This window comes from Microbacterium oleivorans (assembly GCF_023715745.1).
In the GTDB taxonomy this organism is placed as follows: domain Bacteria; phylum Actinomycetota; class Actinomycetes; order Actinomycetales; family Microbacteriaceae; genus Microbacterium; species Microbacterium oleivorans_D.
This window is the reverse complement of record NZ_JAMBOV010000003.1, coordinates 435,939-456,309: the sequence shown is the minus strand read 5'-3', so window position 1 is coordinate 456,309 and position 20,371 is coordinate 435,939. Positions and strand designations below refer to the sequence as shown.

Here is a 20,371-nt window from a genome sequence, read left to right as displayed (position 1 = left end):
CCGCGCGGAGCGGGAGTCGCCCGTAGACTTGGGGCGTTATGGCCGAATACATCTACTCCATGGTCCGTGCCCGCAAGGCGGTCGGCGAAAAGCTCATCCTCGACGACGTCACGATGGCGTTCCTCCCCGGGGCGAAGATCGGCATGGTCGGCCCCAACGGCGCCGGTAAGTCGACGATCCTGAAGATCATGGCGGGCCTCGACACCCCGTCCAACGGCGAGGCGAAGCTGTCGCCCGGGTACTCCGTGGGCATCCTCATGCAGGAGCCCGAGCTCGACGAGAGCAAGACGGTTCTGGAGAACATCCAGGACGGCGTCGCGATCAAGCCCAAGCTCGACCGATTCAACGAGATCTCCGCCCTCATGGCCGACCCGGACGCCGACTTCGACGCCCTTCTGGCCGAGATGGGGACGCTCCAGGAGGAGATCGACGCGGCCGACGGCTGGGACCTGGATTCCCAGCTCGCGCAGGCCATGGACGCACTGCGGACGCCCCCCGCCGATGCCGCCATCGCCCCCCTCTCCGGTGGTGAGAGGCGGCGCGTCGCGCTGGCGAAGCTCCTCCTCCAGAAGCCCGACCTGCTCCTGCTCGACGAGCCCACCAACCACCTCGACGCCGAGAGCGTTCTCTGGCTCGAGCAGCACCTGCAGGCCTACAAGGGCGCGGTCATCGCCATCACCCACGACCGCTACTTCCTCGACAACGTCGCGGAATGGATCGCCGAAGTCGACCGCGGTCGCCTCATCGGCTACGAGGGCAACTACTCGACCTACCTGGAGAAGAAGGCCGAGCGCCTCGACATCCAGGGCAAGAAGGACGCCAAGCTCGCCAAGCGCCTCAAGGACGAACTCGACTGGGTCCGCTCCAGCGCGAAGGGCCGCCAGACGAAGTCGAAGGCCCGACTCGCCCGCTACGAGGAGATGGCTGCCGAGGCCGAGCGCACGCGGAAGCTCGACTTCGAGGAGATCACGATCCCGCCCGGCCCGCGCCTGGGCAACGTCGTGATCGAGGCGAAGAAGCTCCAGAAGGGCTTCGGCGACCGCTCGCTCATCGACGGCCTCAGCTTCAGCCTGCCGCCGAACGGCATCGTCGGGGTCATCGGCCCCAACGGCGTCGGAAAGACGACGCTCTTCAAGACGATCGTGGGTCTCGAGCCCCTCGACGGCGGTGACCTGAAGATCGGTGAGACGGTCAAGATCAGCTACGTCGACCAGTCGCGCGCGAACATCGACCCGAACAAGACGCTGTGGGAGGTCGTGTCGGACGGTCTCGACATCATCACGGTCGGGAAGACGGAGATCCCCTCGCGCGCCTACGTCTCGAAGTTCGGCTTCAAGGGCCCGGACCAGCAGAAGAAGGCCGGTGTGCTCTCCGGTGGTGAGCGCAACCGCCTGAACCTCGCCCTCACCCTCAAGGAGGGCGGCAACCTGCTGCTCCTCGACGAGCCGACGAACGACCTCGACGTCGAGACGCTCAGCTCGCTGGAGAACGCCCTCCTGGAGTTCCCGGGCTGCGCCGTGGTCATCACGCACGACCGGTGGTTCCTCGACCGCATCGCCACCCACATCCTCGCCTACGAGGGCACGGCGGAGAAGCCTGACCAGTGGTACTGGTTCGAGGGCAACTTCGAGGCGTACGAAGCCAACAAGATCGAGCGCCTCGGTGCGGATGCCGCCAACCCGGCGAAGTCGACGTACCGCAAGCTCACTCGTGACTGAGGCCCGCATCCGTGTCCCCATCCACCTGCGATGGGGGGACCTCGACGCGTACAACCACGTCAACAACGCGTCGATGCTGAAGCTGCTGGAGGAGGCGCGCGTGCGCGCCTTCTGGCTGCCGGGGGCGACCGAGCGTGCGGTGCCGACCGCGGTGATCGACGCGAGTCACGGCGCATCGCAGCTGACCCTGATCGCGCGGCAGGAGATCGAGTACCTCGCGCCTGTGCCCTATCAACGCGAGCCGATCGACGTCCAGATGTGGTTCGGCAAGATCGGCGGCTCGAGCGCCGAGGTGAACTACGAGGTCTTCACGCCCGCCGGCCAGGAGCCTCGGACGCTCTACGCCCGGGCATCCACCGTCATCGTGCAGGTCGACGCCGGGACCGGGCGCCCGGTCCGACTGTCGCCCGAGACGCGCGCCGCGTGGGAGCCCTACCTGGGCGAACCGCTTCCTCCGCTCGGACGTCGCTGACGCGGCTCACGCGGGAGCGGGCACCCGGACCATGATCTCCTGAGCGACCGAGGCGATCAGCTCGCCCTCGCGGGAGAAGATCCGCCCGGTCGCGAGGCCGCGACCACCCTGCGCGCTCGGGGATTGCTGCACATAGAGCAGCCAGTCGTCGGCGCGAGCGGGACGGTGCCACCACATCGCGTGGTCGAGGCTCGCGACCTTCAGCCCGGGTGTCGCCCACGACGTGCCGTGCGCGCGGAGGACCGACTCCTGGATCGTGAGATCGCTCATGTAGGCGAGCGCGGCCCGGTGCAGTCGGGGATCGTCCGGCAGGTCGCCGCGTGTGCGCACCCACACCGACTGCTGCGCGACCTGCTCGTCGCCGGCGGTCGCGTAGATGGGCTGCTCGACGTGACGCACCTCGATGGGATTCTGGTCGAAGTGCCGCTTGCTCATCGGGTGGAGGCCCGCGAGGACGGCGTCATCGGACAGGTCATCAGGTCCCGGGATGCCGTCCGGCATGCGGTCCTGGTGTTCGAGACCCGTCGCATCCGTCTCGAATGAGGCGATCATCGAGAAGATGGGCACACCCTCCTGGAACGCCTGTGTCCGGCGTGTCGAGAAGGACCGGCCGTCATGGATGCGGTCCACGGAGAACGTCATCCCCCGGGTGGAGTCGCCCGGGCGCAGGAAGTAGCCGTGCATCGAGTGGGCGGCCCGATCGTCGGCCACCGTGCGCTCGGCGGCGATGACCGCCTGCGCGAGGACCTGCCCGCCGAACACCCGACCCAGCGGCATCGTCTGCGACACACCCGTGAAGATGTCCTCGGTCGTCCGTGCGTCGCTGGAGGCCAGATCCAGTACCGCCAGCAGACCGTCGATGTGGCCCGATTCGCCCACGACGCCCCCTCCCGGACAGCAGGATGCGCTGCCCGCTTGGTAGTTTAGGTCGGATGGCCGCGCAGCTCGTTTTCCCCGACTCCCGCACGGCGACGGACCTCCTCACCTTCGCCCGCCGGGCCGCCCGACTCGGTGACCCCGCGGTCCGCCTGCGTGCGGCCGGCGGCACACTGGCGGTCTCGGCGGCGCCTCTGTCGCCGCGTGGATTCGGCGAGGACACCCCCACCGTCCTCGGCATGAGGTTCCTCCGGATCGACCCCGAGCTCGCCTGCGATCTGGTGGTGGATGCCGGGGCTCTGCGCACCGGCGACGATGCGTCCCGCGTCGCCCTTCCGGACAGCGGCGTGTCCGCGGCGTGGGCGGGCATATCGCCGCCGCGGACCGGATGGATCCCGAGCGAGCCGGTCCCGGTGCAGAACCTCACGCGCGCCGTGCGCCGCGGGGTCGATGCGGTCGCGCGCGCGCTGCCGGCCTCGCCCGGCGAGGATCTCGTGCGCACGGTCCGGGCTGCGGTCTGGGGGAGTCCCGACGACGGCCTCGGGGGTCTCATCGCCGGGGTCGCGTTCGCCGCCGACGCCCTCGGGTTCCTCCCGGAGGATGCGGGGGATGCGGCATCGGTGCTGCGCACCGGCACGTGGACGCGCGTCACGCTCGCCCGCGGCCATGTTCTGGTGCGCGCGGGGAATCCGACGGGACTGACGGCCGTCCGCGCCACCGGCGGGCGATGACGGGTCAGGACTCGGGGTGCAGCGGCAGCGCGGCTCCACCGTGCGGCTTCGCTGTCGGGCCGGTCCCCGTCGGCTCGAAGGTGTTCACCATGGCGTGGGCGGCGCGCTGCAGGTAGTCCCACAGTGTCGCCTCGTGCAGCGGTGACAATCCCGCTTCGTCGACGGCGATGCGCATGGCCCGAAGCCAGCGGTCGCGGGCGTCGGGGTTGACGTGGAACGGCATGTGCCGCATCCGCAGACGGGGGTGCCCACGCGTCTCGCCGTAGGTCGTCGGCCCGCCCCAGTACTGCTCGAGGAACAGCAGCAGGCGCTCGGCAGCGGGGCCCAGGTCCTCCTCCGGATACATCGGCCGGAGCACGTCGTCGGCCGCCACCTCGCGGTAGAACACGTCGACGATGCGTCGGAAAACCTCGTGGCCCCCGACCTCGTCGTAGAAGCTCACGGGTTCGGTCACGGTGCGGCGCTCCCCTCGGGAGCGTCCCCGTCGGTCCGCCCACGCTTCTTCGGTCGCCAGGCCAGCCGCGGCGGTGCCGAAGGCGCGACCTGCTGCGGCTTGGTCTTGGGCGGATTCGCCCCGCGGATGCTCTGGACGGCATCCGCGCCCTCCAGGAGGGTGGACTGCAGCTGGGGGAGCGGCACACCGAGGGCGTCGAGGGCGGATTTCAGGCGCTTGCGGAGCGCTCGCGCGACGTCGTCCTTCGCGTTCGGACGGGTCTTGAGCACGAGACGCGTCACGAGGGTGTCGCCGCCGATCGACTCCAGCCCCCAGATCTCGGGCTTGTCCAGGATGCGGGTGCGCCACTTCGGTTCGCGGACGAGGTCCTTCGCGGCGGTCAGCATGGCGTCCTCGACGGCGTCGATGTCCGCGTCCACGGGGACGCCGACGTCGATCACGACCCGCGCCCAGCCCTGCGACATGTTCCCGATGCGGGTGATCTCGCCGTTGCGGACGAACCAGAGGGTGCCGTTCACGTCGCGGACGTGCGTGACACGGACGCTGACGTATTCGACGATCCCTGTTGCCAGTCCCAGGTCGACGACGTCGCCGATGCCGATCTGATCCTCCGCGACGATGAAGATGCCGTTGAGCACGTCCTTGACGATGTTCTGAGCGCCGAAACCGAGGCCGGCGCCGATGGCCGCCGAGAGGAGGGCGAAGGAGCCGAGCACGCCCTGGTTGATGATCGAGACGATCGTCAGGACGGCGATGATCACGATCGCGACGTTCACGATGTTCGTGAGGATCGAGCCGAGAGTGCGCGTGCGCTGCACGATGCGCACCTGCGCCAGTGGCGACATGTCGATCGCGCGCGTGTCCTCGGCGGCCGCACGGGACTTCGCCCCCGTGACGATGCGGTCGACGACGCGGGCGATGAGCCGCCGCATCAGCCACGACGCGGTAAGGGCGACCACCACGGTGACCGCGACCCACAGGATGTTCCACCCGGCCTCCATGAGGAAGCGGAGGAAGTCGTCGCGAACGGTCTCCCAGTTCACAGCACCCGGTTCAGTCATCCTCTCGATCCTATCGAGCCTCCCCTGGACCGACCTGAGCGAGCGCGGGGTCAGGCGTCGCCCGGGTCGGCGAGACCGTGCGCGATGAGGACCGCGTGGACGCGGTCGCGCGCCGGGAGCTTCGCGAGGATGCGGCCGACATGGGTCTTGACCGTGGACTCGCCGAGGAACAGGGCCGCGGAGATCTCCGCGTTCGTCATCCCGCGCGCCATGGCGTCGAGGACCTCCTGCTCGCGCGCCGTCAGCGTCGGACTGCGGTGCGGGCGGGGCGCCGGGTGCCCGTCCGTCGTGACGAGCTCGATCATCCGGCGCGTGACCCGGGGAGCAAGCGTGGCTTCACCGGCCGCAACGGCACGGACGGCGGCGACGAGCTCCTCCCGCCCGGCATCCTTCAGCAGGAAGCCACCGGCGCCGGCACGAAGGGCGCCGAAGGCGTACTCGTCGAGGTCGAAGGTGGTCAGCACCAGCACGCGGGTGTCCGGGTGCTCGTGACGGATGCGGCGCGTCGCCTCGATGCCGTCGACCCCCGGCATCCGCACATCCATGAGGACGACGTCCGGCGCGAGCGCCGCCACGGCCTCGACACCCGCGGATCCGTCTCCGGCCTCGCCGACGACCTCGATGTCGTCGGCGGCGTCGAGGACCATCCGAAACCCCAACCTGATGAGCGACTGGTCGTCGACGATCACCACACGGATCGGGCGGTCGGTCATTCCTGTTCCTTCCGTGGCAGCCACGCGTGCACCGCCCATCCTCGCGTCTCGCCCGGACCTGCCGTGACGGTCCCGCCCACGAGTTCGACGCGCTCCCGCACGCCTCGCAGCCCGAACCCGCCACCAGCGGGCGCGGACAGGACGCCGCGGCCGTCGTCGATCACCGAGACAGTCACGCCCTCGTCGGTGTACCGGATCTCGACGGCGATGCGGGTGACGGCCTGCGCGTGACGCAGGACGTTGGTCACGCCCTCCTGCACGATCCGCGACACCGCCAGGCGGGTGGCTGACGGCACATCGGGCTCGCCGACGACGGTCAGGTGCGTCTCGAACCCTGCGGCGCGGGCGGACGCGACGGTCTCCTCCGTCGTGTCGCGGGCCAGGGGTGCCAGAGGAGCGGCATCCGTGTCGCGGAGGATGCCCAGCGTCGCCCGCATGTCTCGCAGGGCCTCCCGGCCTGTGGCGGAGATGGCCTCCGCTCCGGGACGGGCGTGCGCGGCGTCCTTCGACGCGGCGACCCCCTCGGCGAGGGCGACCATCACCGTGAGGGAGTGCGCGACGATGTCGTGCAGTTCGCGGGCGATCCGCTCCCGCTCGGCGGACGCGGCGAGCTGGGCCTGCTGGTCGCGTTCGACGACGAGGCGACGCGAATGCTCGATGAGGGCCTCGACGTAGCGCTTCCGCCCGCCGACGTTGGCCCCGATGAGTCCGCCGATCACCATCATGAGCGCCTCGCTGATCAGGACGTTCCAGGCGATGTCGGCGGCGATCACGCCGCTGAGACCGAGCCCGCCCGCCACCACGAGCAGCACGGAGAGACCGGCCCCGACGGCGACCAGACACGCCCGGTTCCCGCGGTAGACCGCAACGGCGTACGTGGCGATCCCCACGAGTGGTCCGCCCAGCGACACCGGCGAGAACAGGTAGGCGGCTGCGACGACGACCGTGATCGCGAAGACCGCCACGGGGTTCCGGCGGCGTGCGAGCAGTGCGAAGCACCCCAGGACGACGACCGTGGCCAGCACCGGCCAGACCCGGTCCCAGGTCTCCGGATCGAGCCGACTGTCCTCGGGCGCCCGGTCCGGGAGGGCGATGACGGGCGCGACCGACAGGAGCAGGCAGAACCCGGCGATCATGATGTCGGCGAGGACCGGATGACGGGACCAGAACCGCCGGAGGACACCCGGGGGACGTGGAAGCCGTGGCTCGGCCTCGGGGGAGGCTCCGCCACGGCTTCCGGTGATCACCCGACGACCTTACGCGTCGCGGGTGCGGAGGACTCCCCACCCGAGCAGGAGGGTGCCTGCCGGCCAGGCGATCGCGGCGACGAGCGAGGGCCAGAAGTCCGCACCGTCGACGTTCGTGAGTGCAGCGGTCGCGTTCGAGGGGAGCCACCGGCCGAGCTCGACGACCCACTGCCACGACTCGCCGAACATCATGAACAGCTGCAGGACGATGGGCAGCACGAACAGGATGCCGACGGTCGTCGCGATGGCTCCGGCACCGTTGCGGATCACGAAGCCCCAGCCGAGGCCCAGGAGCCCGAAGGTCGCCATCGCCAGCAGGCTGAGCGCGAGCGGCAGCCACAGCTCCTTCACGTCGCCCCACGCGTAGGCGTCGGCCCCGAGGATGGGCATGACCACGAGCCCCGCGATCACTGTGGTCACGGCGGCGAGGAGCACGAGGGTGACGGCCACGACGACGGCCTTGGCCAGGAGGACGCGGCCACGACACGGCTCGGCGGTGAGCGTCGAGCGGATCATCCCCGTCGAGTACTCGCCGGTGATGGCCATCGCCCCGAGGATGCCGGCGACGAGCATCGTGAACTGGATGGGCAGCGTGATGGCTGCGACCGGGCTCAAGCCCGGCCCGAAGCTCGACGAGGCGCCTGCGATGAGGGCGGCGAGTCCCACCGTGAGCGCGCCGGTGATCGCGAGGGACCACCAGGTCGAGCGCAGGGTGAGCAGCTTCAGGAACTCGCTGCGCACGACGCGCCCGAATGACAGTCGTGTCGTCGGAGACGTCGTGGCGGCGGCACGGGTCGGGGGAGCGGACGGGGCGATGGCGGTCATCGCGCGACCTCCTTGGTCTGGTACTCGACAGCACCCTCGGTGAGGGCGAGATAGGCCTCTTCGAGCGAGCCGCTGCGCGGTGTCAGTTCGTGGAGCGGGATGCCGGTGCGCGCGGCGGTGTCGCCGATGGCGGCGGCGGTCAGGCCGGTGACATCGAGCACGCCGTCCGCGCCGGAGGACACGGTGACGTCGGGGGCCGCCAGTGCGGTGGCGAGCTCGGCGGTACGAGGGGATCGCACATGGACCGTGGTGCGGGTCCAGGAACGGACGATCTCGTCGATCCCGGCGTCGGCGAGGACTCGGCCTCGACCCAGGACGATGACGTGGTCAGCCGTCTGCGACATCTCGCTCATCAGGTGGCTCGACAGGAGGACGGTCCGTCCTTCCGCGGCCTGGGCGCGCACGAACTGGCGGACCCACCTCACGCCTTCGGGATCGAGTCCGTTGACGGGCTCGTCGAGGATGAGGGTCCGCGGGTCGCCGAGGAGCGCGGCAGCGATGCCGAGGCGCTGCCCCATGCCCAGCGAGAAGCCGCCGGCGCGTTTGCCGGCGACGCTCTGCAGGCCGGTGATCTCGATCACCTCGTCGACACGCGAACGAGGGATGCCGTGGGTCGCCGCCATCGCGCGGAGGTGGTTGCGAGCGCTGCGCCCGGTGTGCACCGCCTTCGCATCGAGGAGGATGCCGACCTCGGTCAGGGGCGAGCGCATCGAGCGGTACTCGCGCCCGTCCAGCGTCACCCGCCCCGCGGTCGGCCGGTCGAGCCCGACGATCATCCGCATGGTGGTCGACTTGCCGGCACCGTTCGGGCCGAGGAAACCGGTCACCTTGCCCGGTTGGACGGCGAAGCTGATCCCGTCGACGGCGGTCTTGTCTCCGTACCTCTTGGTGAGGCCTTCTGCAACGATCATGGCTTCGACGCTACGGACCGGCGCGGAGCCGCGCGTCCCCCGAGAGGGCGATATCGCAGGAGGGGCGTCGTACCGTGGTACGACGCCCCTCCTGCGATAACCGGACTCAGTCCTGCTGGTCCCGTTCCTGCACCGACAGAGCGCGCTCGACGCCGGCGAGGTTCTCGTTCACCAGGCGGCGCAGAGCCGCGGGCGCGTCACGGTGCTCGGCGAGCCACGCGCGGGTCGCGTCGCGCAGCGCGGCGTCCGCGAGAGGCGCCGGGTAGAGCCCCACGATCAGGTACTGCGCGATCTGATAGGTCCGCGACTCCCACACCGGCAGGAGCATGTCGAAGTAGGCCCCGACGAATTCGCGGAGCGCGTTCACGCCGGCCGGGTGCACGAAACCGGCCGCCGCGGAGCGGACGACCGTGTTGGGCAGGTCGGCGCTGTCGACGAGCGACGCCCACGCCGCCTGCTTGGCCTCGACGGAAGGCAGCGCCGCGCGCGCCTGCGCGGCGAACTCGCCGCCCTTCGCGGTGTTGTCGGACGCGAGGGCCTCATCGATCTCGGCTGCCGTGACGACACCGCCGGCGGCGAGCGAGACGAGGAGGGCCCATGACAGGTCCGCGTCGATCTCGAGCCCGGGGAGCGTCAGTGCGCCCGACCGCAGCTGCGCGACACGATCCCACTGCGCGGGGGTGGATGCCGCCGACGCGAAGGCCGTGACGAACTGGAGCTGACTGTCGCCACCGGCCTCGGCCTCTTGGGCGAGCTTCCAGAGGCCCTCCGCCACGCGCTCACGCGCCGCATCCCGCGTATCGGGGGAGACGTAGGAGTTCGCGGCCAACTGCAGCTGCGCAAGGGTCGTGCGGACCGTCGTCGACTCGGTCTCCGTTCCGATGTTCTGCAGCACCAGATCGAGATACTCGGTCGCCGAGGCCTCACCGTCGCGCGTCTGATCCCATGCGGCGCCCCAGACGAGCGATCGCGCGAGCGGGTCGCTGATCTTGCTGAGGTGCGCGGTGGCGGTACGGAGCGATCTCTCGTCGAGCCGGATCTTCGCGTAGGCGAGGTCGTTGTCGTTGAGGAGCACGAGGTCCGGCTGACGGTGACCGGTGAGATCCGGCACCTCGGTCAGGTCGCCGTCGACGTCGAGCTCGAGATGGTGCGTCCGGACGAGCTCCTCGCCCTGCAGGCTGTAGAAGCCGACACCCAAGCGGTGCGGACGGATCGTGGGATAGTCCGCCGGGGCGGTCTGGACGATCGCGAACCGGGTGATCACGCCGTCGCCGTCGATGCGGATCTCGGGAGCCAGGGTGTTGACGCCGGCTGTCTCGAGCCACTTCTTCGACCACGTGGTGAGTTCGCGCCCGCTCGTGCTCTCGAGTTCGACCAGGAGGTCGCTGAGCTCGGTGTTCCCCCACGCGTGCTTCTGGAAGTACGCCGAGACTCCCGCGAAGAAGGCTTCGATACCCACCCATGCGGCGAGCTGCTTGAGGACCGATCCGCCCTTCGCGTAGGTGATGCCGTCGAAGTTGACCTGGACGTCCTCGAGGTCGTTGATCTCGGCGAATACGGGGTGCGTCGACGGGAGCTGGTCCTGCCGGTACGCCCAGGTCTTCTCCATGGCGTTGAACGTCGTCCACGCCTCGGTCCACTCCGTCGCTTCGGCGGTCGCGATCGTCGAGGCCCACTCCGCGAACGACTCGTTCAACCAGAGGTCGTTCCACCACTTCATGGTGACGAGGTCGCCGAACCACATGTGCGCGAGCTCGTGGAGGATCGTGACGACGCGGCGCTCCTTGACGGCGTCGGTCACCTTGGACCGGAAGACGTAGGTCTCCGTGAAGGTGACGGCGCCCGCGTTCTCCATCGCCCCGGCGTTGAACTCGGGGACGAACAGCTGGTCGTACTTCGCGAAGGGATAGGGGACGCCGAACTTGTCCTCGAAGTAGGCGAAGCCCTGACGGGTCTTCTCGAAGACGTAATCGGCGTCGAGGTACTGCCACAGACTCTTGCGCGCGTAGACGCCGAGCGGAATCGTGCGGCCGTCCGCGCTCGTCAACTCCGAGAACGTCTGCTCGTAGGGGCCGGCGACGAGGGCCGTGATGTACGACGAGATCCGCGGGGTCGGCTCGAACGCCCACGTCGCACGGCTCTGACCCGCCGGTACGGGCTCGGGGGTGGGGGAGTTGGAGACGACCTTCCACGCGTCGGGGGCGGTCACCGTGAATCGGAACGTCGCCTTCAGGTCGGGCTGCTCGAAGACCGCGAAGACACGGCGAGAGTCAGGCACCTCGAACTGGGTGTACAGGTACACCTCGCCGTCGACGGGGTCGACGAAGCGGTGCAGGCCCTCGCCCGTGTTGGTGTACTCGCAGTCGGCGACGACGATCAGCTCGTTCTCGTCGGTGAGGCCGTCCAGGGCGATCCGTGAATCGGCGTAGACGGCGGCGGGGTCGAGCGAGCGGCCGTTGAGGGTGATCTCGCGGATGCCGCGAGCGATCAGGTCGACGAAGGTCGCCGCTCCTGCGGTCGCCGCGAAGCGGATGACGCTTCGCGACGCGAAGACCTCGTCACCGGTCGTCAGATCGAGGGCGACGTCGTACGAGTGCGTCTCGACGGTCGCGCGGCGCTCCTGCGCTTCGATGCGGGTGAGGTTCTCTCCAGGCACGTTCGTGTCTCCCAGGGGTGAGGGTGGGGTGCCGTGGACGGGCGCTGCTGGCGCCGACGGCAACCGTCCCAGCCTACGCCGAAGGCTCGCCGGAACGGGGGATCCGCCTCCCTAGAATCGTCACATGCGCATCCACATCGCGACCGACCACGCGGGCATGGAGTTCTCGACCCGCCTGCAGCACCACCTGGCCGAAGCCGGTCACGACGTCGTGGACCACGGTCCCGTCGAGTACGACCCCCTCGATGACTACCCTGCCTTCTGCATCCGCGCCGCCCAGGCCGTCGCGGAGGATCAGGCCCGCGGCATCCAGACGCTGGGTGTCGTGTTCGGCGGGTCCGGCAACGGCGAGCAGATCGCGGCGAACAAGGTCCGCGGCATCCGCGCAGCCCTCGTGTGGAGCATCGCGACCGCGGAGCTGGCGCGTGAGCACAACGATGCCAACGTCATCGCGATCGGCGCACGGCAGCACACCTTCGACGAGGCCGTCGGATTCATCGACCGCTTCATCGCGACCCCGTTCCCGGGCGAGGAGCGCCACGCGCGTCGCATCGCCCAGCTGGCCGCCTACGAGACGGACGGCTCGCTCGAAGCCGATCCCCGTGCGGTGAAACCCGACGTCCTCGATGCGTCGGAGACCTTCGACCCGGAAGCAGGCTGATGCCCGAGGGACATTCCGTCCACCGCATCGCGCGCCAATTCGACCGCAACTTCGTCGGGCGGACCGTCTCGGCATCCAGCCCTCAGGGCCGGTTCGCGGAGGGCGCGGCGGTTCTCGACGGACGCACGGCGACGCAGGCGCGCGCGGTGGGCAAGCAGATGTTCCTCGAGTTCGACGGCGACGTGTGGCTGCGCGTGCACCTCGGGATCTACGGCGCGTGGGACTTCGCCGGTGAGATCCTCCTGGATCCCACGATCGCATCGGCCAACGGACGCATGGGTCAGACGAATCAGCGCGGGGTCGACCCCGTCTTCGACGATGCGGGCGAGAACTCGCTGGCCTCGATCGGGGCCCCGCGACGCGCACGCGGGGCGGTACGCATGAGCGAGCAGACCCGCGGGTTGACGGATCAGACGGATGCCGAGTGGCCGCCGCCCGTCATCGGACAGGTGCGCCTGCGGCTGCTCACCGGATCCACCTGCGCGGACCTGCGTGGCCCGACGGCGTGCGAGCTCCAGACCGTGGACGAGATGCTCGCCACCGTGGCCGCTCTGGGGCCCGACCCCCTGGTCGACGACGTGGCGGAGGGGGAGGAGCGCTTCGTCGCCGCCGTGCGGCGCAAACCGACCCCCATCGGGCAGCTGCTCATGGATCAGAAGGTCGTCAGCGGCATCGGCAACGTCTACCGGGCTGAGATGCTCTTCCGCGCGAACCTCAACCCGCACACGCCCGGTCGAGAGGTGCCCGAGGACACCGTCCGGGCACTGTGGCGCGACTGGGTGCGGCTGCTCGCGATCGGTGTGGAGACCGGCCAGATGATGACGATGGACGACCTCGATCCGGAGGCCTACCGTCGTGCGATGGCGCATCGCGACGACCGGCACTGGGTGTATCACCGCGCCGGTCTTCCCTGCCGAGTGTGCGGGACGGCGATCGTCCTCGAGGAGATGGCCGCCCGCAAGCTCTATTGGTGCCCGCGCTGCCAGGCGTGAACGGCGAGGAGGACCGCCCGACATGAGACAGAACCCGAGCTTCGCGATGACGGATGTCGCCGAGCTGCGCCGTGTCATCGACCAGAACCCCTGGGTCACGATCATCAGCGACACCGAGTCGGGGCTCGTCGCGTCGCACTACGCCGTCCTGCTCGACCCGGATCGAGACGACCTGACCATCGTCGGGCACGTCGGCCGGCCCGACGACCTCGTCCACGGGCTGGGGGAGTCCGAGCTCCTCGTCGTCGTGCAGGGGCCGCACGGATACATCTCCCCGGGCTGGTACGGCGAAGGGCCGGCGGTCCCGACGTGGAACTTCGTGTCCGTCCATCTGCGCGGAGTGCCGGAGATCCTCTTGCCGGAGGAGAACCTGGAGGTCCTGGACCGCCTTGTGAACAGGTTCGAGTCCGCTCTCCCCGCACCTCGACGGATGTGGGAGGCGCCGAACGACGAGGAGTTCGTCCGACGCCTCGAACGCGGCACCGTCGGCTTCCGCCTCACCCCGACGCACGTCACAGCAAAGCGCAAACTGAGCCAGAACCGGCCTGGTGAGGTCGTCGACACGATCATCGACCGCCTGGACGCCGGTGCGAGCCCCTACGCGGACCCCCGGCTGGCCGACGAGATGCGACGCGCCCGCGACGCGATGCGTGCGGCGCGGACGGTGCAGCCGTGACCGCGGCGCGCGGCGAGAGCGTCGACGTCGTCACGGGGGTCCGGCTGACCGGCGCGGGCCGGCTCGACCCCTTCGGCGACGAACCGGTGGATGTCCACCTGCGCGGCGGGGTCATCCGGGACATCGCTCCGGCGGGCGCCCTGCCTCGCCGCGGCGTGGTCGTGGACGGCACCGGCGGCTGGCTCGTCCCGGGACTGTGGGATCACCACGTCCACACGGTGCAGTGGGCGCTCGTCGCCCAGCGCACGGCGCTCGGCGATGTGACGGATGCGGTGGAGGCGGCATCCGTCATGGGTCGCGCTCCCGTACTCGACGACGGCCGCCGGATCGGGACGGGTTTCCGCGACGCGCTCTGGCCCGATGCTCCCTCGCTCCGCCTCCTCGACGAGCAGACCGGCGAGGTCCCGACCTACCTGATCAACGCCGACGTCCACAGCGTCTGGCTCAACAGCGCCGCCTTCCGCCGAGAGTCCATCGCGCCGACGGCCGACGGCGTGCTCCGCGAGCAGCCGGCCTTCGAGATCTCCCGCCGGCTCAACGACGTCGATCCCACGGTGTCGGACCGGTTCGTCCGCGAGGCGCTCGACCGCGCCGCCTCGCGCGGGATCACCGGGATCGTCGACTTGGACATGGCGTGGAACGCGGATGCGTGGGCGCGGCGTCTCGACGCGGGTTTCGACAGCCTGCGGGTCGCCTTCGGGGTGTACCCCGACCTGCTCGATCGGGCCATCGCCCTGGGACTCGCGACGGGTGACGCGGTGGACCCGGAGGGCCTGGTGCGGGTGGGATCCCTCAAAGTCATCACTGACGGCTCCCTCGGCACCCGGACGGCCGCATGTTCGCATCCGTATCCGGGCGACCCCACCAACACCGGGCTGCTGACGGTCGCACCCGACGAGCTGCGAGATCTCATGATGCGCGCCACCGCAGCGGGCCTCTCCTGCGCGATCCATGCCATCGGCGACGTCGCCAACTCCCACGCACTGGACGCCTTCGCCTCGACCGGGGCAACCGGCACGATCGAGCACGCGCAGCTCGTCGCGCACGCCGACATCCCGCGCTTCGCCCGGCTGGGGGTCGGGGCCAGCGTGCAGCCCGAGCACGCCGTCGACGACCGCGATCTGACGGACTCCGTGTGGGCGCAGCAGACCGCCTTGCCCTATCCGCTTCGAGCCCTGGCCGACTCCGGCGCCAATCTCCTGTTCGGGTCGGATGCCCCGGTGTCGCCGCTCGACCCGTGGGCCGGCATGGCGGCCGCGGTCCACCGCACGCGCGGCGGTCGGCCGGCGTGGCGTCCCGAGCAGGGTCTCGACGCGGCGACGGCCCTCGCGGCATCCACCGCGGGCGGCTCCGCCACCGGCAGCGCTCTCGAGCCGGGGATGGCCGCAGACCTCGCCCTGCTCGATCGAGACCCGCTGGCGTCCGACGACGCCGACCTCCGCGCGACGCGGGTGGCCGCGACGACGGTCGCGGGCAGGCTCACCCACATCGCCCTCTGAGGAGCTCTCCGATGCCTGTGTCCGAAGACGCCACCCTGCTCACCGTCGGGGATGCCGCGCCCCGCGTCGCCGACACCGCATTCGTCGCGGCGGGCGGTCGCATCGTCGGCGACGTCACCCTCGGTGACCGCGCCAGCGTCTGGTACAACGCGGTGCTCCGCGGCGACAGTGCTCCCATCTCTGTCGGCGCGCGCAGCAACATCCAGGACGGCGTCGCCGTCCACGTCGACGCCGCGCACGGCGTCGAGATCGGGGAGGACGTCTCGATCGGGCACAATGCCGTCGTCCACGGCTGTCGGATCGGGGACGGCACGCTCGTCGGGATGGGCTCGGTCATCCTGTCGGGCGCGATCGTCGGTGCGGGCTGTCTGATCGCCGGGGGAGCAGTCGTCCTCGAAGGTGCGATCATCCCCGACGGCTCGCTCGTGGCCGGCGTCCCGGCGAAGGTGCGGCGCGCCCTCACCGACGAGGAGAAGGCCGGCATCCTGCGCAACGCGAGGATCTACCTCGATCACTCGGCACGTCACGGCGCGGAGGCGTGAGGCCCACCCTCAGCGCCGCCATAGCGCGGCTGATCTAGGCTTCCCCCCGTGCGCGTCCGCCCCCTCCTCCCGCTCTGGCTCGCTCTCCCCGTCGCGGTCGCCGGCGGTGCCGTGCTCGATCTCGCGTTCCCCGACGTCGGCATCTGGCCGCTCGCCTTCGTCGGTACTGCGATGACGCTCGTGACGCTCATCGGACGCTCGGCATGGGGCGCCGTCGCGGTCGGTGCCGTGTTCGCGGCGACGTTCTATCTGCTCCACATCGACTGGATCACGCGATACCTCGGTGTCGTCCCGTGGTTCGCACTCGCAGGTGTCGAGACGGCCCTGAACGCCGCGGGCGCCATCATCATCACGCTGTCCTACCGCTGGCTCCCGCGGGTCCTGCCGGGCTCCTGGGCCCGTGTCATCGCCCTGCCGGCCCTGGTCGCTGCGGCCTGGACGGCGCGCGAGCAGTTCGTCGGCTCCTGGCCGTACACAGGCTTCCCATGGGCACGGCTCGGCATGAGTCAGTCCGACGGCCCCCTCGCCGAGCTCGCGTCCTGGCTCGGAGTGAGCGGTCTCAGCTTCGTCATGGTGTTCTTCGTCGCGGCGGTCATCGAGGCTGTTCGCCTCAGGGCGTGGCGCCGCGCCCGGCTCGTGGCGCCCGGCGCGATCGCAGCGGTCCTGCTCGTCCTCGTCCCGCAGTTCCCGACGACGGATGCCGGAACGATGCGTGTCGGAGCGGTCCAAGGCAACGGGCCGTCCGGCTACTTCGATCGACGCGAGCCGTACGACGTGTTCCGCGCCCAGCTCGCGGCCACTCAGCCGCTCGTGGGTCAGGACCTCGACCTGCTGCTGTGGCCGGAAGGCGGCGTCGACGCCGATCCGATCAACAACACCTCCATCGCGGATGCGCTGGACGACCTCTCCACCGAGGTCGGCGCCCCCCTTCTCGTGAACGCCGCGACCGAGCGCGGCGACAAGGTCTACAACACCTCGATGCTCTGGGAAGCCGGTGCAGAGAACCCCCTGGCGCTCCATGACAAGACGCACCCCGTCCCGATGGGGGAGTACGTTCCGGACCGCTGGTTCTTCGAGGCGCTCGCCCCCGATCTGATCGGACTCATCCAGCGCGAGTACACCCCCGGGACGAACCCGCCCTTCTTCGATGTGAACGGAGTCGGTGTCGGCCTCGCCATCTGCTTCGACGTGATTTACGACGATGTCATCTGGGACGGCGCTCGAGACGGCGCGCAGGTCTACATGTTCCAGACCAACAACGCCGACTTCCGCGGTACCGACGAGAACCTGCAGCAGCTCGGTTTCGCCCGCATGCGCGCCATCGAGACCGGCCGGACTGTCGTCAACATCTCGACCGTCGGAACGAGCCAGGTGATCGCGCCCGATGGATCCGTCATCGACGGCCTCGCCGCGGACACCGCCGGCTCACTGCTCGTGGACGTCCCCCTGCGCACCGGCCTCACACCCGCCGTCGTCGTGGGGCCCGCCGTCCAATGGCTGCTGGGCTGGTCGGCGCTGCCCGTCCTCGCGGTGCTGGGGCTCGTCGTGCGCAGGCGCACGAAAGCGGCGCCGCCCACGGAGGACGGCGCCGCTGGAGTGTGAGGGTCAGGCGCTGAGCTTGTCCGAGCTGCCACCACGCCGTGCGCGCAGCAGAGCCAGGCGCTCCTCGAGGAGTTCCTCGAGTTCGGGGATGGTGCGGCGCTCCATCAGCATGTCCCAGTGGGTGCGTGCGGCCTTGTCGCCGGAGTGGTCGACCACGGCGACCGTGTCGCCGATGCGTCGGACGGCCTCGGAACCGCAGGTGCGGCACTCCCAGGCCTCGGGAACCTCGGCATCTGCCGCGAACGTGAGAACTGTCTCGCGCTCGCACTGGGTGCAGACGTAGGTGTGGTTGGTGCGCTCCACGAACACGACGCCCTCTTCGCTCTGTAGGCTCGAAGCGCCGAGACGCATGCCGCGCAGGCTGCGATCTGCCATTGTGTGGTCCTCTCGTCGTCGTCCTCAGGTATAACGAACTCACCTGTGCGGATCATCCGAGAAGACCTCAGCGAGTGTGCTATTCACAGCCGATCTCCAGGACCGGCGGTTATAGGCGAGACAGCCTCGCGGCGACGGCTATGTCCGTCCGGTCCGTGACGACACCGTCGACACCCGTGTCCCAGAGTCGCCGCATCCGTATCGGGTCGTCGACGGTCCAGACGTGCACCTCGACGCCGGCCGAATGAGCGACATCGACGAGACGTCGCGACAGCACCCGTATGCCGCGGTGCCGCTCGGGGATCTGCAGCGCGTCGATCCCCGAGAGGCGACGCGCAGCCAGACGGGGGAGACGTGCCGTCACAGCGGCGAGGACCCGCGCGAGCGTTCCGGTGCCGGCCGAGGTCGCAGGTTCACCGCCGCGTGCCCTCGAGGCGGCCAGGGCGACGCCGCGGCGCGTGTCGGAGAAGCTCGTGAGGAGCACACGGTCCGACTCGCGGGCGGTGAGCGTGCCGACGGCTGCGGCGGCGGCATCCGCCTTCACGTCCAGGTTGAAACGCGCGTCCGGAAACGCGTGAAGTACGTCGGGCAGCACGGCGAGCCCGCCCCGTGTGGACATGATCTCCGCCAACTCGCGCGTGCGCACGGTGGCCACAGGGCGAGGGTCCCCGGTGATCCGGCGCAGATCCCGATCGTGGAAGAGCACGACATCTCCGTCGGCCGTGACGTGGCAGTCGGACTCGAGGTAGACCGTCCCGGCCGCGCGGGCGGCGGCGAGGGCGGCGACGGAATTCTCCACGACGTTCTCGGAGTCGGAGGGGACGAAGCCGCGATGGGCGAGGACCCTCGGCGCGTCCTCGCCGAGGAACCACGGATGCGTCATGACGCGGGGGTCGTCCCGTCCGGGCGCGTGTCGGCGCCCCCGAAGGCCGTGCTGAAGGACTTCAGCGCATCGGTGAACTCGCTCGGGATGATCCAGAGTTTGCTCGAGGAGCTCTCGCTGATCTTCGGCAGCATCTGCAGGTACTGGTAGGCGAGAAGCTTCTCGTCGGGGTCGCCCTTGTGGATGGCGTCGAAGACCGAATGAATGGCTTCGGCCTCGCCTTGGGCTCGCAGCACGGCGGCCTGCTTGTCGCCCTCGGCACGGAGGATCTCCGCCTGTCGACGCCCCTCGGCCTCGAGGATCTGCGACTGCTTGGACCCTTCCGCGGTGAGGATCGCCGCGCGCCGGTCGCGCTCCGCGCGCATCTGCTTCTCCATCGAGTCCTGGATCGACACCGGCGGGTCGATCGCCTTGAGCTCCACACGCGAGACGCGGATGCCCCACTTGCCGGTCGCCTCGTCGAGCACGACCCGGAGCTGGGTGTTGATGTTGTCGCGGCTCGTCAGGGCCTCTTCGAGGTTGAGGCCACCCACGACGTTGCGGAGCGTCGTCGTGGTGAGCTGTTCCACCGCACCGAGATAGTTGTTGATCTCGTAGGTCGCCGCGCGCGCGTCCGTGACCTGGAAGTACACCACCGTGTCGATGGAGACGACGAGGTTGTCCTCGGTGATCACCGGCTGCGGCGGGAAGGACACGACCTGCTCGCGCATGTCCACGAGCGGCAGCAGCCGGTCGATGAACGGGATCAGGAGATTGAGGCCGGGGGAGAGGGTGCGCTGGTAGCGGCCCAGTCGCTCGACCACTCCCGAGTACGCCTGCGGGATGATGCGGATGGATCGGAAGAGGACGACGACCACGAAGATCGCGACGACGACCAGCAGGACGACGATGAAGATCTGGCCGACGAATGCGCCGACGTCGACGCGGGCGGGGAGGGTCATGCGGGGTTCCCTTCTTCGGGTGCCACCAGGACGGTGGCGCCGCGGACGGCGGTGACGGTGACGCGTTGACCGGGCACGACGGATGCCGAGGCATCGATGAGTCGCGCGGTCCAGGTCTCGCCGTTGTCGAGCTTGACCGAGCCGTCACCGTCGGTGAATGCCGCGACGACTCTGGCGGACATCCCCGTGAGGGCGTCGACATTCGTGGGGATGTGCTGACTCGACCGGTGGAGGGCACGCAGGAGGAGCGGACGGATGGTGAACAGCAGGAGGGCCGACACCGCAGCCGCCGCGAGCACTTGAAGCCACCACACGCCGCCCGCGAGATTCACCCCGAGACCGCCGACGAGAGTGCCGGCGGCGAGCATCAGGAACGTGAACTCGAGCGTCAGCAGCTCGATGATGACGAAGAGGACCGCGAGCACGAGCCATCCGATCCACAGGTACTGGATGAGATCGGGGAACATCGTCGGCTCCTTCGGTGCGCGTGTCCTCGCACCCTACCAACCGCTGTCGACGCCCAGGCGGAACCGCCT

At 69.8% G+C, this 20,371-nt stretch carries 21 protein-coding genes; 9 read left to right on the top strand and 12 right to left on the bottom strand.

Translation table 11 applies throughout. The features are described 5' to 3' along the window. Nucleotides 1-38 precede the first annotated feature (38 nt). Together ettA and M3190_RS10145 are read left to right on the top strand one after the other, a co-directional pair. Nucleotides 39-1,718 carry an energy-dependent translational throttle protein EttA gene (gene ettA / locus M3190_RS10150; RefSeq protein ID WP_251580938.1) on the top strand — a complete coding sequence of 560 codons (1,680 nt, stop codon included), beginning with the start codon at nucleotides 39-41 and terminating at the stop codon, nucleotides 1,716-1,718. Further along, entirely contained in the window at nucleotides 1,711-2,190 is a 480-nt protein-coding gene (locus tag M3190_RS10145; protein ID WP_251580936.1) for an acyl-CoA thioesterase, read from the top strand. Before ettA ends, M3190_RS10145 begins: the two co-directional genes overlap by 8 nt. A gap of 6 nt (nucleotides 2,191-2,196) precedes the next feature. Here the strand turns inward: M3190_RS10145 and M3190_RS10140 are convergent, their stop codons facing one another. Beyond that, on the bottom strand, nucleotides 2,197-3,069 hold the full coding sequence (locus tag M3190_RS10140) for an acyl-CoA thioesterase (protein ID WP_251580933.1): 873 nt from the start codon (nucleotides 3,067-3,069) through the stop codon (nucleotides 2,197-2,199). A gap of 53 nt (nucleotides 3,070-3,122) precedes the next feature. Here M3190_RS10140 and M3190_RS10135 point away from each other — a divergent pair, with 53 nt between their 5' ends. Then, nucleotides 3,123-3,797: a hypothetical protein gene (locus M3190_RS10135; RefSeq protein ID WP_251580931.1), complete on the top strand. Its 675-nt coding sequence runs from the start codon at nucleotides 3,123-3,125 to the stop codon at nucleotides 3,795-3,797. Between the two features lie 4 nt (nucleotides 3,798-3,801). Here the strand turns inward: M3190_RS10135 and M3190_RS10130 are convergent, their stop codons facing one another. From M3190_RS10130 to pepN, 7 genes are all read right to left on the bottom strand, one after another. Then, nucleotides 3,802-4,251 (bottom strand): globin, encoded by a 450-nt coding sequence (locus M3190_RS10130; protein ID WP_251580929.1) that lies wholly within the window; start codon nucleotides 4,249-4,251, stop codon nucleotides 3,802-3,804. Continuing rightward, nucleotides 4,248-5,312 carry a mechanosensitive ion channel family protein gene (locus M3190_RS10125; RefSeq protein WP_251580927.1) on the bottom strand — a complete coding sequence of 355 codons (1,065 nt, stop codon included), beginning with the start codon at nucleotides 5,310-5,312 and terminating at the stop codon, nucleotides 4,248-4,250. Before M3190_RS10125 ends, M3190_RS10130 begins: the two co-directional genes overlap by 4 nt. Nucleotides 5,313-5,362: 50 nt before the next feature. After that, nucleotides 5,363-6,025, bottom strand: a complete 663-nt coding sequence (locus M3190_RS10120; RefSeq protein WP_251580925.1) for a response regulator transcription factor — start codon at nucleotides 6,023-6,025, stop codon at nucleotides 5,363-5,365. Then, nucleotides 6,022-7,272, bottom strand: coding sequence for a sensor histidine kinase (locus tag M3190_RS10115; RefSeq protein WP_251580923.1), 1,251 nt, complete (start codon nucleotides 7,270-7,272; stop codon nucleotides 6,022-6,024). The genes M3190_RS10120 and M3190_RS10115 overlap by 4 nt, the downstream gene beginning before the upstream one ends. A 9-nt stretch (nucleotides 7,273-7,281) precedes the next feature. After that, nucleotides 7,282-8,097, bottom strand: a complete 816-nt coding sequence (locus M3190_RS10110; protein ID WP_251580921.1) for an ABC transporter permease subunit — start codon at nucleotides 8,095-8,097, stop codon at nucleotides 7,282-7,284. Then, nucleotides 8,094-9,008 (bottom strand): ABC transporter ATP-binding protein, encoded by a 915-nt coding sequence (locus M3190_RS10105; RefSeq protein ID WP_251580919.1) that lies wholly within the window; start codon nucleotides 9,006-9,008, stop codon nucleotides 8,094-8,096. Before M3190_RS10105 ends, M3190_RS10110 begins: the two co-directional genes overlap by 4 nt. A 106-nt stretch (nucleotides 9,009-9,114) precedes the next feature. Continuing rightward, on the bottom strand, nucleotides 9,115-11,664 hold the full coding sequence (gene pepN, locus M3190_RS10100) for an aminopeptidase N (RefSeq protein WP_251580909.1): 2,550 nt from the start codon (nucleotides 11,662-11,664) through the stop codon (nucleotides 9,115-9,117). Nucleotides 11,665-11,788: 124 nt separating this feature from the next. Here pepN and M3190_RS10095 point away from each other — a divergent pair, with 124 nt between their 5' ends. Genes M3190_RS10095 through lnt form a run of 6 tightly spaced genes read left to right on the top strand, consistent with a single transcriptional unit; the run spans nucleotide 11,789 to nucleotide 17,636 of the window. Next, nucleotides 11,789-12,325, top strand: a complete 537-nt coding sequence (locus tag M3190_RS10095; protein ID WP_251580907.1) for a ribose-5-phosphate isomerase — start codon at nucleotides 11,789-11,791, stop codon at nucleotides 12,323-12,325. Next, nucleotides 12,325-13,317, top strand: a complete 993-nt coding sequence (locus M3190_RS10090; RefSeq protein WP_251580905.1) for an Fpg/Nei family DNA glycosylase — start codon at nucleotides 12,325-12,327, stop codon at nucleotides 13,315-13,317. The genes M3190_RS10095 and M3190_RS10090 overlap by 1 nt, the downstream gene beginning before the upstream one ends. A gap of 22 nt (nucleotides 13,318-13,339) precedes the next feature. Further along, a complete protein-coding gene (locus M3190_RS10085; protein WP_251580903.1) occupies nucleotides 13,340-13,993 on the top strand; it encodes an FMN-binding negative transcriptional regulator in 654 nt (217 codons plus the stop codon). Further along, complete coding sequence (locus M3190_RS10080; protein ID WP_251580901.1) at nucleotides 13,990-15,492, top strand: amidohydrolase; 1,503 nt, start codon at nucleotides 13,990-13,992, stop codon at nucleotides 15,490-15,492. Before M3190_RS10085 ends, M3190_RS10080 begins: the two co-directional genes overlap by 4 nt. An 11-nt stretch (nucleotides 15,493-15,503) precedes the next feature. Further along, entirely contained in the window at nucleotides 15,504-16,034 is a 531-nt protein-coding gene (locus M3190_RS10075) for a gamma carbonic anhydrase family protein (protein WP_251580899.1), read from the top strand. A 48-nt stretch (nucleotides 16,035-16,082) separates the two neighbouring features. After that, nucleotides 16,083-17,636, top strand: a complete 1,554-nt coding sequence (lnt, locus tag M3190_RS10070) for an apolipoprotein N-acyltransferase (protein WP_251580897.1) — start codon at nucleotides 16,083-16,085, stop codon at nucleotides 17,634-17,636. Nucleotides 17,637-17,639: 3 nt separating this feature from the next. Here the strand turns inward: lnt and M3190_RS10065 are convergent, their stop codons facing one another. From M3190_RS10065 to M3190_RS10050, 4 genes are all read right to left on the bottom strand, one after another. Continuing rightward, nucleotides 17,640-18,011 (bottom strand): RNA polymerase-binding protein RbpA, encoded by a 372-nt coding sequence (locus tag M3190_RS10065; RefSeq protein ID WP_064002015.1) that lies wholly within the window; start codon nucleotides 18,009-18,011, stop codon nucleotides 17,640-17,642. Between the two features lie 109 nt (nucleotides 18,012-18,120). Further along, a complete protein-coding gene (locus tag M3190_RS10060; protein ID WP_251580895.1) occupies nucleotides 18,121-18,894 on the bottom strand; it encodes a glycerophosphodiester phosphodiesterase family protein in 774 nt (257 codons plus the stop codon). Beyond that, nucleotides 18,891-19,835: an SPFH domain-containing protein gene (locus M3190_RS10055; protein WP_251580893.1), complete on the bottom strand. Its 945-nt coding sequence runs from the start codon at nucleotides 19,833-19,835 to the stop codon at nucleotides 18,891-18,893. Before M3190_RS10055 ends, M3190_RS10060 begins: the two co-directional genes overlap by 4 nt. Beyond that, the gene (locus M3190_RS10050) at nucleotides 19,832-20,302 is read right to left on the bottom strand and encodes an NfeD family protein (protein WP_251580890.1); all 471 of its coding nucleotides are present in this window, start codon (nucleotides 20,300-20,302) and stop codon (nucleotides 19,832-19,834) included. Before M3190_RS10050 ends, M3190_RS10055 begins: the two co-directional genes overlap by 4 nt. Between the last annotated feature and the right edge of the window lie 69 nt (nucleotides 20,303-20,371).